The sequence below is a fragment of the Streptomyces sp. WMMC940 genome (genome assembly GCF_027460265.1).
In the GTDB taxonomy this organism is placed as follows: Bacteria; Actinomycetota; Actinomycetes; order Streptomycetales; family Streptomycetaceae; genus Streptomyces.
On sequence record NZ_JAPZBC010000001.1, the window covers coordinates 6,085,001 to 6,099,588 of the forward strand.

A 14,588-nucleotide genomic window follows, 5' to 3' on the forward strand; every position below is an offset into this window, starting at 1 on the left:
GAGTAGCGATACACACGTGGGAAACGTGTGCGCCGATTGACTAAGGGTTCCTGGGTCAAGCTGATCTGCCCAGGGTAAGTCGGGACCTAAGGCGAGGCCGACAGGCGTAGTCGATGGACAACCGGTTGATATTCCGGTACCCGCTTTGAAACGCCCAGTATCGAGCCCATTAATGCTAAGGCCGTGAAGCCGTCGGCTGAGTCTTCGGACGAGGTCGGAGTGGTGGAGCCGCTGACCCAAGGTGGTAGTAGGTAAGTGATGGGGTGACGCAGGAAGGTAGTCCAGCCCGGGCGGTGGTTGTCCCGGGGTAAGGGTGTAGGACGTCGCGTAGGCAAATCCGCGTGACATGTGTCTGAGACCTGATGCCGAGCCGATTGTGGTGAAGTGGATGATCCTATGCTGTCGAGAAAAGCCTCTAGCGAGTTTCATGGCGGCCCGTACCCTAAACCGACTCAGGTGGTCAGGTAGAGAATACCGAGGCGTTCGGGTGAACTATGGTTAAGGAACTCGGCAAAATGCCCCCGTAACTTCGGGAGAAGGGGGGCCACGTCTGGTGATCACTCTTGCAGTGTGAGCTGGGTGTGGCCGCAGAGACCAGCGAGAAGCGACTGTTTACTAAAAACACAGGTCCGTGCGAAGCCGTAAGGCGATGTATACGGACTGACGCCTGCCCGGTGCTGGAACGTTAAGGGGACCGGTTAGCTCCATTTCGGTGGGGCGAAGCTGAGAACTTAAGCGCCAGTAAACGGCGGTGGTAACTATAACCATCCTAAGGTAGCGAAATTCCTTGTCGGGTAAGTTCCGACCTGCACGAATGGCGTAACGACTTCTCGACTGTCTCAACCATAGGCCCGGTGAAATTGCACTACGAGTAAAGATGCTCGTTTCGCGCAGCAGGACGGAAAGACCCCGGGACCTTTACTACAGTTTGATATTGGTGTTCGGTTCGGCTTGTGTAGGATAGGTGGGAGACTGTGAAGCTTGGACGCCAGTTCAGGTGGAGTCGTCGTTGAAATACCACTCTGGTCGTGCTGGATGTCTAACCTGGGTCCGTGATCCGGATCAGGGACAGTGTCTGATGGGTAGTTTAACTGGGGCGGTTGCCTCCCAAAGGGTAACGGAGGCGCCCAAAGGTTCCCTCAGCCTGGTTGGCAATCAGGTGTTGAGTGTAAGTGCACAAGGGAGCTTGACTGTGAGACCGACGGGTCGAGCAGGGACGAAAGTCGGGACTAGTGATCCGGCGGTGGCTTGTGGAAGCGCCGTCGCTCAACGGATAAAAGGTACCCCGGGGATAACAGGCTGATCTTCCCCAAGAGTCCATATCGACGGGATGGTTTGGCACCTCGATGTCGGCTCGTCGCATCCTGGGGCTGGAGTCGGTCCCAAGGGTTGGGCTGTTCGCCCATTAAAGCGGTACGCGAGCTGGGTTTAGAACGTCGTGAGACAGTTCGGTCCCTATCCGCTGTGCGCGTAGGAGTCTTGAGAAGGGCTGTCCCTAGTACGAGAGGACCGGGACGGACGAACCTCTGGTGTGCCAGTTGTCCTGCCAAGGGCATGGCTGGTTGGCTACGTTCGGGAGGGATAACCGCTGAAAGCATCTAAGCGGGAAGCCTGCTTCGAGATGAGGACTCCCACCCACTTGATGGGGTAAGGCTCCCAGTAGACGACTGGGTTGATAGGCCGGATATGGAAGCCAGGTGACTGGTGGAGTTGACCGGTACTAATAGGCCGAGGGCTTGTCCTCAGTTGCTCGCGTCCACTGTGTGGTTCCCGGGTTGCGAACAGTCGCACCGGTCGAACCAGATCCACTTGATCAATTGAAAAGTGTGCTTGTTCGCTCGAACCCGATAGGGTTTCGGTGGTCATAGCGTTAGGGAAACGCCCGGTTACATTCCGAACCCGGAAGCTAAGCCTTTCAGCGCCGATGGTACTGCAGGGGGGACCCTGTGGGAGAGTAGGACGCCGCCGAACAATCTTTCAGGACCCGTGGTCCCAGCGTTCAGCTGGGACCACGGGTCCTTTTTGTTTTGTGTGCTTTCCCCGAAGCGCGTCGGTCAGCCGGCTGCGCGAGAATTGACTGCGGTACTCGAAGACAGGAGCCTCACCGATGCCCACCAACTCAGCCGACGATCGTCCTGAGCGCGAGCCGCGTCGCCGAGACGGTGGCGGCGACCGGGGCGGCTATCGCGGGGGCCCACGTCGGGACGACAGCCGTGGGAGCAGCCACCGTCGCGACGACCGTGGTGGGTTCCGTCGCGACGACCGCGACCGTGGGGGGGCGTTCCCTCGCGACGACCGTGGCTACGGACGCCGTGACGAGCGGCGTGACGACCGGCGGGACGACAGCCGCGACGGTCGCTTCCCCCGCGACGAACGGGCCCACGGTCGTCGTGATGAGCGTCGTGACGACCGCGGTGGTTTCCGTCGTGAGGAGCGGCGTGATGATCGTGGTGGTTACGGCGGTCCGCGGCGTGATGATCGTGGTCCGCGCCGCGACGACGACCGTGGCGGTTACGGGCGGCGTGATGATCGTGGTCCGCGTCGTGATGACGACCGTGGCGGTTTCCGCCGTGACGACCGGCCGCGTGGTCCGCGTCGTGATGACGACCGCGGTGGTTTCCGTCGTGATGAGCGGCGTGATGATCGTGGTGGTTACGGCGGTCCGCGGCGTGATGACCGTGGTCCGCGCCGCGACGACGACCGCGGCGGTTACGGGCGGCGTGATGAGCGGCGTGATGATCGTGGTGGTTACGGCGGTCCGCGGCGTGATGACCGTGGTCCGCGCCGCGACGACGACCGCGGCGGTTACGGGCGGCGTGATGATCGTGGTCCGCGCCGCGACGATGACCGTGGCGGTTTCCGTCGTGATGAGCGGCGTGATGATCGTGGTGGTTACGGCGGTCCGCGGCGTGATGACCGTGGTCCGCGCCGCGACGACGACCGCGGCGGTTACGGGCGGCGTGATGATCGTGGTCCGCGCCGCGACGACGACCGTGGCGGTTTCCGCCGTGACGACCGGCCGCGTGGTCCGCGTCGGGACGACCGGCGCGACGACCGGTCCCGTGGGGGCTACCGGGGCCGTGACGACCGTGGGGGGTACGGGCGCCGCGACGACCGACGGGACGACCGCGGGCGTGAGCGGGACCGGGAGCCGATCAAGCGGCTGCCGATCCCCGAGGACGTCACCGGTGAGGAGATCGACAAGGACGTCCGGCAGGAACTCCAGAGCCTGCCCAAGACACTCGCCGAGGACGTCGCGAGGAACCTGGTCATGGTCGCGCGGCTGATCGACGAGGACGCGGAGCAGGCATACGGCTACTCGCGGGTGGCGCTGCGGCTCGCGTCCCGGGTGGCAGCGGTGCGTGAGGCCGCCGGCTTCGCCGCGTACGCGACGCAGCGGTACTCGGAGGCGCTGGCGGAGTTCCGTGCCGCGCGCCGGATGACCGGCGGTGTCGAGCTCTGGCCCGTCATGGCCGACTGCGAGCGTGGCATGGGCCGGCCCGAGCGGGCACTGGCGATGGCCGGCGAGGCGGAGGTGCAGAGGCTCGACAAGGCGGGTCAGGTCGAGATGCGGCTCGTCGCGGCGGGTGCCCGTCGGGACATGGGGCAGCTGGACGCGGCCATCGTGACGCTTCAGAGCCCCGAACTGGCGTCGAACGCGCTGCAGCCGTGGACCGCGCGACTTCGGTACGCCTACGCCGACGCCCTGCTGGCCGCCGATCGGGAGCCCGAGGCGCGCGAGTGGTTCGCGAAGGCAGTCGAGGCGGACAAGGACGGCTCGACCGACGCCTCCGACCGGCTCGCCGAGCTGGACGGCGTGGAGTTCGTCGACGCGCTGGTCGACGACACCGACACCGACACCGGAGCCGCGGCGGAGGAGGCCGGAGCCGCGAAGGACGCCGAGGCGGGCGGTGAGACGGGCGAGGCCCGCCCCGGCGACAGCGCCACCCCCGAGTCCGGGGGAGAGAGCTCCGCACGTGAGAGCTCCGCACGCGGCGAGAGCGATGTGCACGTCGAGGACGACGGCGACGAGGCCTGATCCGACTGTCGCGCCCCCACGGGTGCGTACGCGGACGACACCGGGGCCCGGCCCCCGAGCGGAACCGCTCGGGGGCCGGGCCTTTCGTGTTCCGGTCCGTGCGTGCTCAGTCCAGGCTCAGGCTGCGCAGCACCAGGCCCGTCGCCGGTTTCGGGCCGAAGGACGTCGACTTGCGGGGCATCGTGACGCCCTGCCGGGCCAGGTCCCGTACGACCTCCTCGCGCACCGGATGCATGAGGACGGCCGTACCTCCCCGGCGTTCGGCCTGGATGACCGCCGCCTCGGTGTCGTGGATGTAGGTGATCTCCTCGGGCGAGTCCGGGATGTTCCAGATCCGCTCCAGCAGGGTGGCGTGGAGGACGGTCGCGTCGAGCCGGCGCCAGGCGTCCGGCCGGTCGGCCGGTACCGTGCGCTCCAGGAGCGCCGGGTCGGGGCGGTCGATCAGATGGAAGCTGCCGTCCCCGGCGAGGACGAACGCGTTGCCCTCGCCGACGGCCTCCGCCAGGGCGCCGAGCGCGTGCGACAGCCGCCCTTCGATCTCGCGGACGCGGAAGAGGCCGTCGACGGCCGCGAGCGCGTCCCCGACCGGCAGTCGGTTGAGCAGCCGGTGGATGGCGCGTACCTGCAGGGGATAGCGGGCGGTGTCGATGAGCAGCACCAGGCCGTAGCTCCAGGCGCCGGGCGCGGCCTGCTCGTCGCGCAGCCGGAGGTAGGTCGCCCAGCGGTGGTGGCCGTCGGCGATGAGGGCCTGCTGGCAGGCGAGGTCGGATGCGATGTCCGCGAGGTCCCCGGCGTCGGTGACCGACCAGAGGCGGTGGCTGAAGCCGTCCTCGGTCGTCGTCGACAGCAGGGGTTCTTCGTGGATGACGCGCTCGATGACGGCGCTCGCCCCGTTCGCGGGCCCCTCGCTGCGGTAGGTGAGCAGCAGGGGTTCGAGATTGGCGCCGGTGGTGCGCATCAGGGCCGTGCGGTCGGCCACCACGTGCGGCATCACGTCCTCGTGGGGGAGGACGACGCCCTCCTCCGGGGCGGACAGCGTCAGCGCCCCGATGATGCCGCGCTGAAGGATGACGCCCCTGTGCTGTTCGTAGACGTACAGCGCGGGCTGCGGGTCGGGGGCCAGGACGCCCTCGGCGACCCAGCGGTCGAGGGTCTCGGCCGCCTGCTCGTGGCGTTCGGTGGCGGTCGCCGCCTGGGGGAGGATCAGCCGGACGATGTTGTACGGGTCCGCGGACTCGAGGTGGTGCAGCCCGTCGGGCCGTACGACGACGTCGTAGGGGGGCGAGGTGACCGCGGCAAGACTGCCGACCCGCTCGGGGACGTATCGCAGTCCACGGAACGGGACCATGTGCAGACCTTCGGCCGCCCTGCCACCTCGCGCGCTCATTGGTGCATCGTATGTGTCCGGCGCGATGCGCGATGATCGGGGGAGTGCGCGGCGATCGCGACGCGCCACCGATCGACGGCACCGGCCGGGTGGGCCGGGAGCCGGGAGTGAGGAGCGGACCAGCATGGGCGAGCAGGGCAGGACCAGGCCGGGCGGCAGCGCGCGGGCGCTGAACGAGGTGTACGACACGGCTCTGCTCGATCTCGACGGAGTGGTGTACGCCGGCGGGGAGGCGGTTGCGCACGCGGTGGAGTCGCTGGAGACCGCGCGTGCCGGCGGGATGCATCTGGCGTACGTCACGAACAACGCCCTGCGGACGCCGGACGCGGTGGCCCGGCATCTCACCGAGTTGGGCGTGCCTGCGGAGGCGGGGGACGTCATCACCTCGGCGCAGGCCGTGGCCCGGCTGATCGCCGAGCAGGTCCCGGCGGGTTCCCGGGTGCTCGTCATCGGTGGCGAGGGGCTGCGGGTGGCGCTGCGCGAGCGCGGTCTGGAGCCGGTGGACTCGGCCGACGACGATCCGGCCGCCGTGGTCCAGGGGTACGGCGGGCCCGAGCTGGCGTGGGGGAGGCTCGCGGAGGCGTCGTACGCGGTAGCACGCGGGGTGCCGTGGTTCGCCTCCAACACGGACCTGACGATCCCGAGTGCCCGCGGGATCGCGCCGGGGAACGGCGCGGCGGTCGAGGTCGTCCGGATCGCGACCGGTGGTGTGCCGCAGGTCGCGGGGAAGCCGCTGCCCCCGATGCACCGGGAGACGATCCTGCGGACGGGCGCCGAACGGCCGCTGGTGGTGGGCGACCGTCTCGACACCGACATCGAGGGCGCGTTCAACGGAGGGGTGGACTCGCTGCTCGTGCTGACCGGGGTGACGGACCCGGCGCAGCTGCTGCGGGCGGAGCCGAGGCACCGTCCGACCTACGTCGACGCGGACCTGCGGGGGCTGCTCACCGGACAGCCCGAGGTGGAGCCCGCCTCATCGGGGGACGGTCTCGTCTGCGGCGGCTGGACGGCCTCCGTGCGGGACGGCGCGCTCGTGATCGAGGGGGACGGCCAACAGCTGGACGGACTGAGGGCGTTGTGCGCCGCGGCGTGGACGCACGCGGCGGACGGGGCCGGGTCCCCGGAGGCGGGGAAGGCGCTCGCCCGGCTCGGCTGGTGAACGGCCGCGCGGCGAAGGGCCGGTGGGCCGGGGTTCCGGCGGCTCCGTGATCGAAGCCGCCCCGATCGAAGCGAATTGGGAGGGTAGGCTAACCTAACCGCGTGTTGGTCGACAGTCCCCCCGAACAGAGCGCGGCCCGGACGGCCGCGCCAGCCGCGCCCGAACCGCGCAAGCGCCACGCGCTGCGCGCGGCCGGCCTGCTGCTCGCCGTCGGTGTCCTGCTGCTGGTCTGTGTCGCGAGCATCGCGACAGGTGCCAAGGCGGTACCGGTCGCCGATGTGTGGCACGGGCTCTTCCAGAACTCCGGCACGGGCAACGACGTGGTGATCCGCGACGTCCGGGTGCCGCGCACCGTGCTCGGCCTGCTGGTGGGCGTCGCCCTGGGTCTCGCCGGCGCGGTGATGCAGGCGCTGACCCGCAACCCTCTCGCCGAGCCCGGTCTGCTCGGGGTCAACGCGGGCGCGGCCGCCGCGGTCGTCACCGCCATCAGCTTCCTCGGGGTCACCTCGATCACCGAGTACGTGTGGTTCGCCTTCCTCGGCGCCGGCGTGGTCTCGGTGGTCGTGTACGTGCTCGGCGGCAGCCGCGGCGCCACGCCGGTACGGCTCGCCCTCGCCGGTACGGCCGCCACGGCCGCGCTGTTCGGCTACGTCAACGCCGTACAACTGCTGGACTCCGCGGCCCTGGACCGGCTGCGCTTCTGGACCGTCGGCTCGCTCGCCTCGGCCGACCCCGCGACGATCGGGAAGGTGGCGCCCTTCATCGGCGCCGGGGTGGTGCTGGCCCTGCTGATCGCGCGGCCTCTCAACGCACTGGAGATGGGCGACGACACCGCCCGTGCGCTGGGTGCCCATCTGACCCGGACCAGGGTGCTCGCCATGGTCGCGGTGACCCTGCTGTGCGGGGCGGCGACCGCCGCCTGCGGGCCCATCGTCTTCATCGGGCTGATGGTCCCTCATCTCGTCCGGGCCATCACCGGCCCCGACATGCGATGGATCCTGCCGTACGCCGCGGTGCTGTCGCCCGTGCTGCTGCTCGGGTCGGACGTCGTGGGCCGGGTGGTCGCCCGTCCCTCGGAGCTGCAGGTCGGCGTCGTCACCGCGTTCATCGGCGGACCCGTGTTCATCCATCTCGTACGGCGCAGGAGGATGGCGCAGCTGTGAAGGCCGTGAAGGCGATACGCACCCCGGGCGGGCTGTCCGTACGCGTGGACCCGAGGGCGGCCCTCGTCGTCCTGCTGCTCCTGGCCGCCGCGCTGGCCGTAGCGGTCGTGCTCGTCGGCAGCGGCGACTTCCCGATGACGCCCGGCGAGGTCGTCGCCACCCTGCTGGGCGACGGCACGCCCGCACAGGAGTTCATCATCCGGGACGTGCGGCTGCCGCGGGTCCTGGTGGCGCTGCTGGTCGGCGCGGCGCTCGCGGTCGGCGGGGCGCTCTTCCAGTCCATCTCGCGCAATCCGCTGGGCAGTCCGGACGTGCTCGGGTTCGGCCAGGGGTCGACCGTCGGCGCGCTGACGGTGATCGTGCTGTTCAAGGGCGACGCCTTCGCCACCGCGGGCGGCGCGATCGTCGGCGGGCTGGTGACCGGCGCCGTCGTCTACCTCCTCGCCTGGAAGCGGGGTGTCCACGGCTACCGGCTCGTGTTGATCGGCATCGGTATCGCCGCGATGCTCACCGGCGCCATCCACTACCTCATCACCAAGGCCAACCTCGTCGACGCCACCCGCGCCGTCGTGTGGATGACGGGCTCGCTCGACGGCCGCGACTGGAGCCAGTTCTGGCCGCTGCTCGCCGTCTGCGCGGTGCTCGTGCCGCTGTCGCTGGCGTACGGGCGTCCCCTGCGGATGCTGGAGATGGGTGACGACGCGGCGTACGCGCTCGGGATCCGCGTGGAACGGACCCGGGCCGTGCTCATGGGCTCCGCGGTGCTGCTCACCGCGGTCGCCACGGCGGCGGCCGGTCCGATCGTCTTCGTCGCGCTGAGCGCCCCGCAGCTCGCACGCCGGCTGACGCGCTCGCCCGGTCCGAACGTCGCTGCGAGCGCGGTGATGGGCGCCGCCCTGCTGGTCGTCGCCGACTGGGTCGCCACCTCGGCGTTCGGCGACCGTCAACTCCCGGTCGGTGTCGTCACCGGGGTGCTCGGCGGCGTCTACCTGCTCTGGCTGCTCGTCACCGAGCGCAAGGCGGGCCGGATGTGACGGCCGTCGCCGGGCGTACGAGCGCGGACCCGCACCAGACCGAGAACAAGCCCAGGAGTACGTCCATGCAGCGCCTCACCGCGGAATCGGTCACCCTCGCCTACGACCGGCGGGTGATCGCCGAGGAACTCTCCGTCGAGATACCCGACAACTCGTTCACGGTCATCGTCGGCCCGAACGCCTGCGGCAAGTCCACGCTGCTGCGGGCGCTCTCGCGGATGCTGAGGCCCACTCGGGGCCGGGTGCTGCTGGACGGGCAGACGATCCACTCGATGCCCGCGAAGAAGGTCGCCCGGACGCTCGGCCTGCTGCCCCAGTCGTCGGTGGCGCCGGACGGCATCACGGTCGGGGACCTGGTGGCCCGCGGCCGGTACCCGCACCAGGGCCTGCTGCGCCAGTGGTCGCCGGAGGACGAGCGGATCGTCCAGGAGTCGATGGCCGCGACCGGGGTGGCCGAACTCGCGGACCGCTACGTGGACGAACTGTCGGGCGGACAGCGCCAGCGCGTGTGGATCGCGATGGCGCTCGCGCAGCAGACGCCGCTGCTGCTGCTCGACGAGCCGACCACCTTCCTCGACATCCAGCACCAGTTGGAGATCCTCGACCTCTGCGCCGAGCTTCACGAGACCCAGGGCCGCACGCTCGTCGCCGTGCTGCACGACCTCAACCAGGCCACGCGTTACGCGACCCATCTGATCGCGATGCGGGACGGGAGGATCGCCGCCGAGGGCGCGCCCGGCGAGGTGGTCACCGCCGAGCTCGTCGAGCGGGTCTTCGGGGTCCGCGCCCAGGTGATCGACGACCCGGAGACGGGTACGCCGTTGGTGGTGCCGCTGGCCCGGCGCGGCAGGGCCGTCCTGGACGCCTCCCAGCCCTCTGCCTCCGGCGCGGCGCCCGGTGCGACCCCGGCGGCGCCCTGAGACGCCGTGACCGTGACGGGGGGCGTCAGGCCGCCGCCGTCACAGCAGCGCCCGCAGGCGCAGCAGATCGCGGAAGCCCGCCTCGAGCCCGACCCGGCCCGAGGCCCAGGCCTTGGCGAAGTTCAGTTGCCCGTCGACCATCGCCACCAGGTCGTCGCCGGTCATCGCCAGTCGGATGTCGGCCTTCTCCGCCGGGGGGCCGTCGAGCGTGTCCAGGACCGCGATCCGGCCCGCCGTCAGGCGCCCGGTGAAGGTGACGTCCAGGTCCTTGATGTGGCAGCTCAGGGAACGGTCGAGCGCGGCCGCGCTGCGCACGTCCCCGTCCGCCTTCGCGAGATTGTCCGAAAGTCTGTCGAGTGCGCCGCGGCACTCCTCTGTCGTCGCCATTGTGATCGACGGTACCCCAGGGCTTCGCGGTAGCGTCTGGGCATGAGCGACTCGATCGAAGCGTCCCGGACGGCGCACGAGGCGTCCGGGACGGCGCCCGGCGGGCCCGTGGCGCCGTTCCCGGTTCCCGGCCCGGCGGCGGGGCGCGTGCCCGCCGGCGGCGACGGCGGGCCGGCCGGCGAGGAGGTCACCGGGGCGGCCGTCCCGGCCGCGGCCGTGGCCGAGGAGCCGTACGACCCGGCCGCCCCCGCACCCCTGGGCGTCGAGCGCGTCCCCACCGGTCACGCGGAGGTCGACGCGCACCTCGAGCGGCTGGCCGATGCCGACCACCTCCCGGCGGACGGCCATCTGGAGGTGTACGAGGATGTACACCGAGGGCTCCGCTCCACGCTGACCGCGCTGGACGCCCGACCGGACGAATCGTACGACCACAGGAGCTGAACCGAACGTGGCAGGAGTGGCACGCCGCCGTCTCGACGCCGAGCTGGTACGCCGCAAGCTCGCCCGCTCGCGCGAGCACGCGAGCCAGCTGATCGCGGCGGGGCGGGTGACCGTCGGCGGCAACACCGCCGGCAAGCCCGCCACCCAGGTCGAGACCAGTGCCGCCATCGTCGTCGCCCAGGACGAAGACGACCCCGAGTACGTCTCGCGGGGCGGCCACAAGCTCGCCGGCGCGTTCGCGGCCTTCGTTCCCCAAGGACTGAGGACCGAGGGACGGCGGGCGCTGGACGCGGGGGCCTCCACCGGCGGTTTCACCGACGTGCTCCTGCGGGCGGGCGCCGCCCATGTCGTCGCCGTCGACGTCGGCTACGGCCAGCTCGCCTGGTCTCTCCGGAGCGATGAACGGGTGACGGTCAAGGACCGTACGAATGTGCGCGAGTTGACCCTGGAGGCGATCGACGGAGAGGCGGTGGACCTGATCGTCGGGGACCTGTCGTTCATTCCGCTGGGCCTGGTGCTGCCCGCGCTGGTGCGCTGCTCGGCCCCCGGTGCCGATCTCGTCCTCATGGTCAAGCCGCAGTTCGAGGTCGGCAAGGAGCGCCTCGGCAGCGGCGGAGTGGTCCGCAGCCCGGAGCTGCGTGCCGAGGCGGTGCGGACCGTGGCGCGCCGGGCGGGCGAGCTGGGGCTCGGTGTGCTGGGAGTGACCGCGAGTCCGCTGCCGGGACCCTCGGGCAATGTCGAGTACTTTCTCTGGCTCCGGGCCGGGGCACCGGAGCTCGATCCGGTGGATGTCGAGCGCGCAGTGGCGGAGGGGCCGCGTTGACCGATACCAGCCAGACCACCATGGACGCGCGGACACGGACCCGTACCGTGTTCCTGCTGGCCCACACCGGCCGGCCCGCGGCGATCCGCAGCGCCGAACTCGTCGTCCAGGGCCTGCTGCGCGCGGGGATCGGGGTGCGGGTGCTCGCCTTCGAGGCCGCCGACCTCCCGCTGCCGCAGTCGGTGGAGACCGTGCCCGAGGCGACGCCGGAGGTGCTCGACGGGTGCGAGCTGCTCATCGTGCTCGGCGGCGACGGGACGCTGCTGCGCGGGGCCGAGTTCGCCCGTGCCTCGGGGGTCCCGATGCTCGGGGTCAACCTGGGACGGGTCGGGTTCCTCGCGGAGGCGGAGCGGGACGACCTGGACAAGGTCGTCGACCGGGTCGTGACCCGGGAGTACGAGGTCGAGGAGCGCATGACGATCGACGTGGTCGTCCGCCGCAACGGCGACGTCGTGCACCGTGACTGGGCGCTGAACGAGGCGGCCGTGCAGAAGGTTTCGCCGGAGCGGATGCTCGAGGTCGTCCTGGAGATCGACGGTCGGCCGGTGACCGGCTTCGGCTGTGACGGCATCGTGTGCGCCACGCCGACGGGGTCGACCGCGTACGCGTTCTCGGCGGGCGGGCCGGTGGTGTGGCCAGAGGTCGAGGCGCTGCTGATGGTGCCGATCAGCGCCCACGCCCTGTTCGCGAAGCCCCTGGTCACGTCACCGTCGTCGGTGCTCGCGGTCGAGGTGCAGCCGAACACTCCGCACGGTGTGCTGTGGTGTGACGGGCGCCGCGCCGTGGAGCTGCCGGCCGCGGCCCGGGTGGAGGTGCGGCGCGGCGAGGTACCGGTTCGACTGGCCCGGCTGCACCACGCCTCGTTCACGGACCGGCTGGTGGCGAAGTTCGCGCTGCCGGTCTCGGGCTGGCGGGGCGCCCCGCACGGCGACGCGTGAGGTGAGCACGGTGCGGTCGCGCGGCGGTCGGCGGGTGGGCGGCGCTCGGCGCGAGCGCCGTCGTGTGCCGCACGGCGACGCGTGAGGTGAGCACGGTGCGGTCGCGCGGCGGTCGGCGGGCGCTGTGGTGGCGCGTGGTGGAGCCCGCGGCGGGTGACGCGCGCGGGGCGCCGAGGCCACCCCCACGGGTGATGACGGTCGCGCCGACCTGCGGCTGAGGACCCGGGAGGCGGGGGCCGTCGCACACCCGGCCCCGGACCTCGTAAGGTCTTCTCCGTGTTGGAGGAGATGCGGATACGGTCGCTCGGGGTCATCGACGACGCCGTCGTCGAGCTGTCGCCGGGGTTCACGGCGGTCACCGGTGAGACCGGAGCGGGCAAGACCATGGTCGTCACCAGCCTCGGGCTGCTGCTCGGCGGGCGCGCCGACCCGGCCCTCGTACGGATCGGCGCGAAGTCGGCGGTCGTGGAGGGGCGGGTCAGCGTGCCCACGGGCGCGCCCGTGGCGGTACGGGCCGAGGAGGCCGGCGCCGAACTCGACGACGGCGCGCTGCTGATCAGCCGCACGATCTCCGCGGAGGGCCGCTCCCGGGCGCACCTCGGCGGGCGCTCGGTGCCGGTCGGCATGCTGACCGAGCTGGCGGACGAGCTCGTCGCCGTGCACGGGCAGACCGACCAGCAGGGGCTTCTCAAGGCCGCTCGCCAGCGGCAGGCCCTGGACCGGTACGCGGGTGACGCGGTAGCGGGGCCGCACGCCAAGTACGCGGCCGCGTACCGCCGGCTGAAGGCCGTCTCCGCCGAGCTGGCCGAGCTGACCACCCGCGCCCGTGAGCGCGCCCAGGAAGCCGATCTGCTGCGCTTCGGACTGGACGAGGTCGCGGCCGTCGAGCCGCGGGCCGGCGAGGACGTGGAGCTGGCCGCCGAGGCCGAGCGGCTCGGACATGCCGAGGCCCTGGCCTCCGCCGCCTCCGTGGCGCACGCGGCGCTCGCCGGGAACCCGGAGGACCCCGAGGGCGTCGACGCGACCACGCTCGTCGCCGGTGCCGGCCGGGCCCTGGAGGCCGTCCGGTCCCACGACCCGGCGTTGGCCGCGCTCGCCGACCGGATGGGCGAGATCTCCATCCTGCTCGCCGATGTCGCGGGCGAACTCGCCGGGTACGCCGACAACCTCGACGCCGATCCGCTGCGGCTCGCGGCGGTCGAGGAACGGCGCGCCGCGCTCGGCGCGCTCACCCGCAAGTACGGCGAGGACGTCAACGCCGTCCTGGCCTGGGCCGAGGAGGGTGCCGGCCGGCTCACCGAGCTGGAGGGCGACGACGACCGGATCGGCGAGCTGACGGCGGAACGCGACGCGCTGCGCGCCGAACTGTCCGGCCTCGCCCAGGCGCTGACCGACGCCCGTACGGCGGCGGCGGATCGTTTCGCGGAGGCCGTGACGGCGGAGCTGGCGCATCTCGCCATGCCGCACGCGCGCGTCACGATCGACATCCGGCAGACCGGCGACCCCGAGGGTGTCGAGGTCAACGGGCGCACGGTGGCGTACACGTCGTCCGGCGCCGACGAGGTCGAGCTGCTGCTCGCCCCGCACCCGGGTGCCCAGCCGCGGCCGATCGCCAAGGGCGCGTCCGGCGGAGAGCTCTCGCGCGTGATGCTGGCGGTGGAGGTCGTCTTCGCGGGGACCGACCCGGTGCCGACGTACCTCTTCGACGAGGTCGACGCGGGCGTCGGCGGCAAGGCCGCGGTGGAGATCGGACGGCGCCTCGCCAAGCTCGCGAGGACCGCGCAGGTGGTCGTGGTGACCCACCTGCCGCAGGTGGCGGCGTTCGCCGACCGGCAGTTGCTGGTCGAGAAGACCAACGACGGATCGGTGACCCGGTCCGGCGTCACCGTCCTGGAGGGCGAGGACCGGGTGCGCGAGCTGTCCCGGATGCTCGCCGGGCAGGAGGACTCGGAGACGGCGCGGGCACACGCCGAGGAGCTGCTGGCGACGGCGCGCGCGGAGGTCTGAGCGCACGGGCGGGACCGGGCACGTCCGGTGGCTCGTGGCACCGGCGACCGACCGGAGGGGAAGTCGCGCGGCGTGGCTCCGCCGGGCGGCCGTCGCGGCCGTCGTGCGACTCTCCCCGACCGCGCACGGGTTCCGGGCGGGCCGTGACGGGACCGTGTACGGGTGCCCGGTGCGGACCCGGCTTCTCGCAGGGCGCTGTGGCCGTCACCCGGGTGGTGTACGGGCGCGTTGCGGGCGCGCGTACGGCGGCGTGCGCGGTGAGAGCACACCAATGACGCCCTACGCACGCC

12 protein-coding genes, 2 rRNA genes and 1 pseudogene (1 of these 15 cut by a window edge) are annotated in these 14,588 nt (G+C 71.3%); 12 read left to right on the forward strand and 3 right to left on the reverse strand.

What is annotated here, in order from left to right:
* Both O7595_RS26795 and rrf read left to right on the forward strand, forming a co-directional pair.
* A 23S ribosomal RNA gene (locus tag O7595_RS26795) occupies positions 1–1,744 on the forward strand; it begins 1,379 nt to the left of the window's first position.
* A 110-nt stretch (positions 1,745–1,854) separates the two neighbouring features.
* Positions 1,855–1,971: ribosomal RNA gene (rrf, locus tag O7595_RS26800) — 5S ribosomal RNA — on the forward strand.
* 148 nt (positions 1,972–2,119) lie between these two features.
* Here rrf and O7595_RS33715 read toward each other — a convergent pair.
* The gene (locus tag O7595_RS33715; RefSeq protein ID WP_332328324.1) at positions 2,120–2,383 is read right to left on the reverse strand and encodes a hypothetical protein; all 264 of its coding nucleotides are present in this window, start codon (positions 2,381–2,383) and stop codon (positions 2,120–2,122) included.
* Positions 2,384–2,392: 9 nt separating this feature from the next.
* On the opposite strand from O7595_RS33715, the pseudogene O7595_RS26805 reads away from it, so the two are divergent.
* Positions 2,393–3,121, forward strand: a pseudogene (locus O7595_RS26805) (hypothetical protein); the annotation flags it as partial.
* A gap of 42 nt (positions 3,122–3,163) precedes the next feature.
* Positions 3,164–4,039, forward strand: a complete 876-nt coding sequence (locus O7595_RS26810) for a hypothetical protein (RefSeq protein WP_269732635.1) — start codon at positions 3,164–3,166, stop codon at positions 4,037–4,039.
* A 106-nt stretch (positions 4,040–4,145) separates the two neighbouring features.
* Here the strand turns inward: O7595_RS26810 and O7595_RS26815 are convergent, their stop codons facing one another.
* Complete coding sequence (locus O7595_RS26815) at positions 4,146–5,387, reverse strand: DUF1015 domain-containing protein (RefSeq protein ID WP_443071864.1); 1,242 nt, start codon at positions 5,385–5,387, stop codon at positions 4,146–4,148.
* 163 nt (positions 5,388–5,550) lie between these two features.
* On the opposite strand from O7595_RS26815, the gene O7595_RS26820 reads away from it, so the two are divergent.
* The 4 genes from O7595_RS26820 (at position 5,551) to O7595_RS26835 (ending at position 9,702) form a co-directional block, all read left to right on the forward strand.
* Entirely contained in the window at positions 5,551–6,585 is a 1,035-nt protein-coding gene (locus O7595_RS26820; RefSeq protein ID WP_269731169.1) for an HAD-IIA family hydrolase, read from the forward strand.
* A 104-nt stretch (positions 6,586–6,689) separates the two neighbouring features.
* Positions 6,690–7,748, forward strand: coding sequence for a FecCD family ABC transporter permease (locus O7595_RS26825; RefSeq protein WP_269732636.1), 1,059 nt, complete (start codon positions 6,690–6,692; stop codon positions 7,746–7,748).
* A complete protein-coding gene (locus O7595_RS26830) occupies positions 7,745–8,782 on the forward strand; it encodes a FecCD family ABC transporter permease (protein ID WP_269731170.1) in 1,038 nt (345 codons plus the stop codon). The genes O7595_RS26825 and O7595_RS26830 overlap by 4 nt, the downstream gene beginning before the upstream one ends.
* 65 nt (positions 8,783–8,847) lie before the next feature.
* Positions 8,848–9,702 (forward strand): ABC transporter ATP-binding protein, encoded by an 855-nt coding sequence (locus O7595_RS26835; RefSeq protein ID WP_269731171.1) that lies wholly within the window; start codon positions 8,848–8,850, stop codon positions 9,700–9,702.
* A 39-nt stretch (positions 9,703–9,741) separates the two neighbouring features.
* Here O7595_RS26835 and O7595_RS26840 read toward each other — a convergent pair whose 3' ends face one another.
* The gene (locus O7595_RS26840; RefSeq protein ID WP_269731172.1) at positions 9,742–10,089 is read right to left on the reverse strand and encodes an SCP2 sterol-binding domain-containing protein; all 348 of its coding nucleotides are present in this window, start codon (positions 10,087–10,089) and stop codon (positions 9,742–9,744) included.
* Between the two features lie 42 nt (positions 10,090–10,131).
* On the opposite strand from O7595_RS26840, the gene O7595_RS26845 reads away from it, so the two are divergent.
* From O7595_RS26845 to recN, 4 genes are all read left to right on the forward strand, one after another.
* The gene (locus O7595_RS26845) at positions 10,132–10,530 is read left to right on the forward strand and encodes a hypothetical protein (RefSeq protein ID WP_269731173.1); all 399 of its coding nucleotides are present in this window, start codon (positions 10,132–10,134) and stop codon (positions 10,528–10,530) included.
* A 7-nt stretch (positions 10,531–10,537) separates the two neighbouring features.
* Positions 10,538–11,353, forward strand: coding sequence for a TlyA family RNA methyltransferase (locus tag O7595_RS26850; RefSeq protein ID WP_269731174.1), 816 nt, complete (start codon positions 10,538–10,540; stop codon positions 11,351–11,353).
* A gap of 20 nt (positions 11,354–11,373) precedes the next feature.
* Positions 11,374–12,291 (forward strand): NAD kinase, encoded by a 918-nt coding sequence (locus tag O7595_RS26855; protein WP_269732637.1) that lies wholly within the window; start codon positions 11,374–11,376, stop codon positions 12,289–12,291.
* A gap of 288 nt (positions 12,292–12,579) precedes the next feature.
* The gene (gene recN, locus O7595_RS26860) at positions 12,580–14,298 is read left to right on the forward strand and encodes a DNA repair protein RecN (protein ID WP_269732638.1); all 1,719 of its coding nucleotides are present in this window, start codon (positions 12,580–12,582) and stop codon (positions 14,296–14,298) included.
* Positions 14,299–14,588 lie beyond the last annotated feature (290 nt).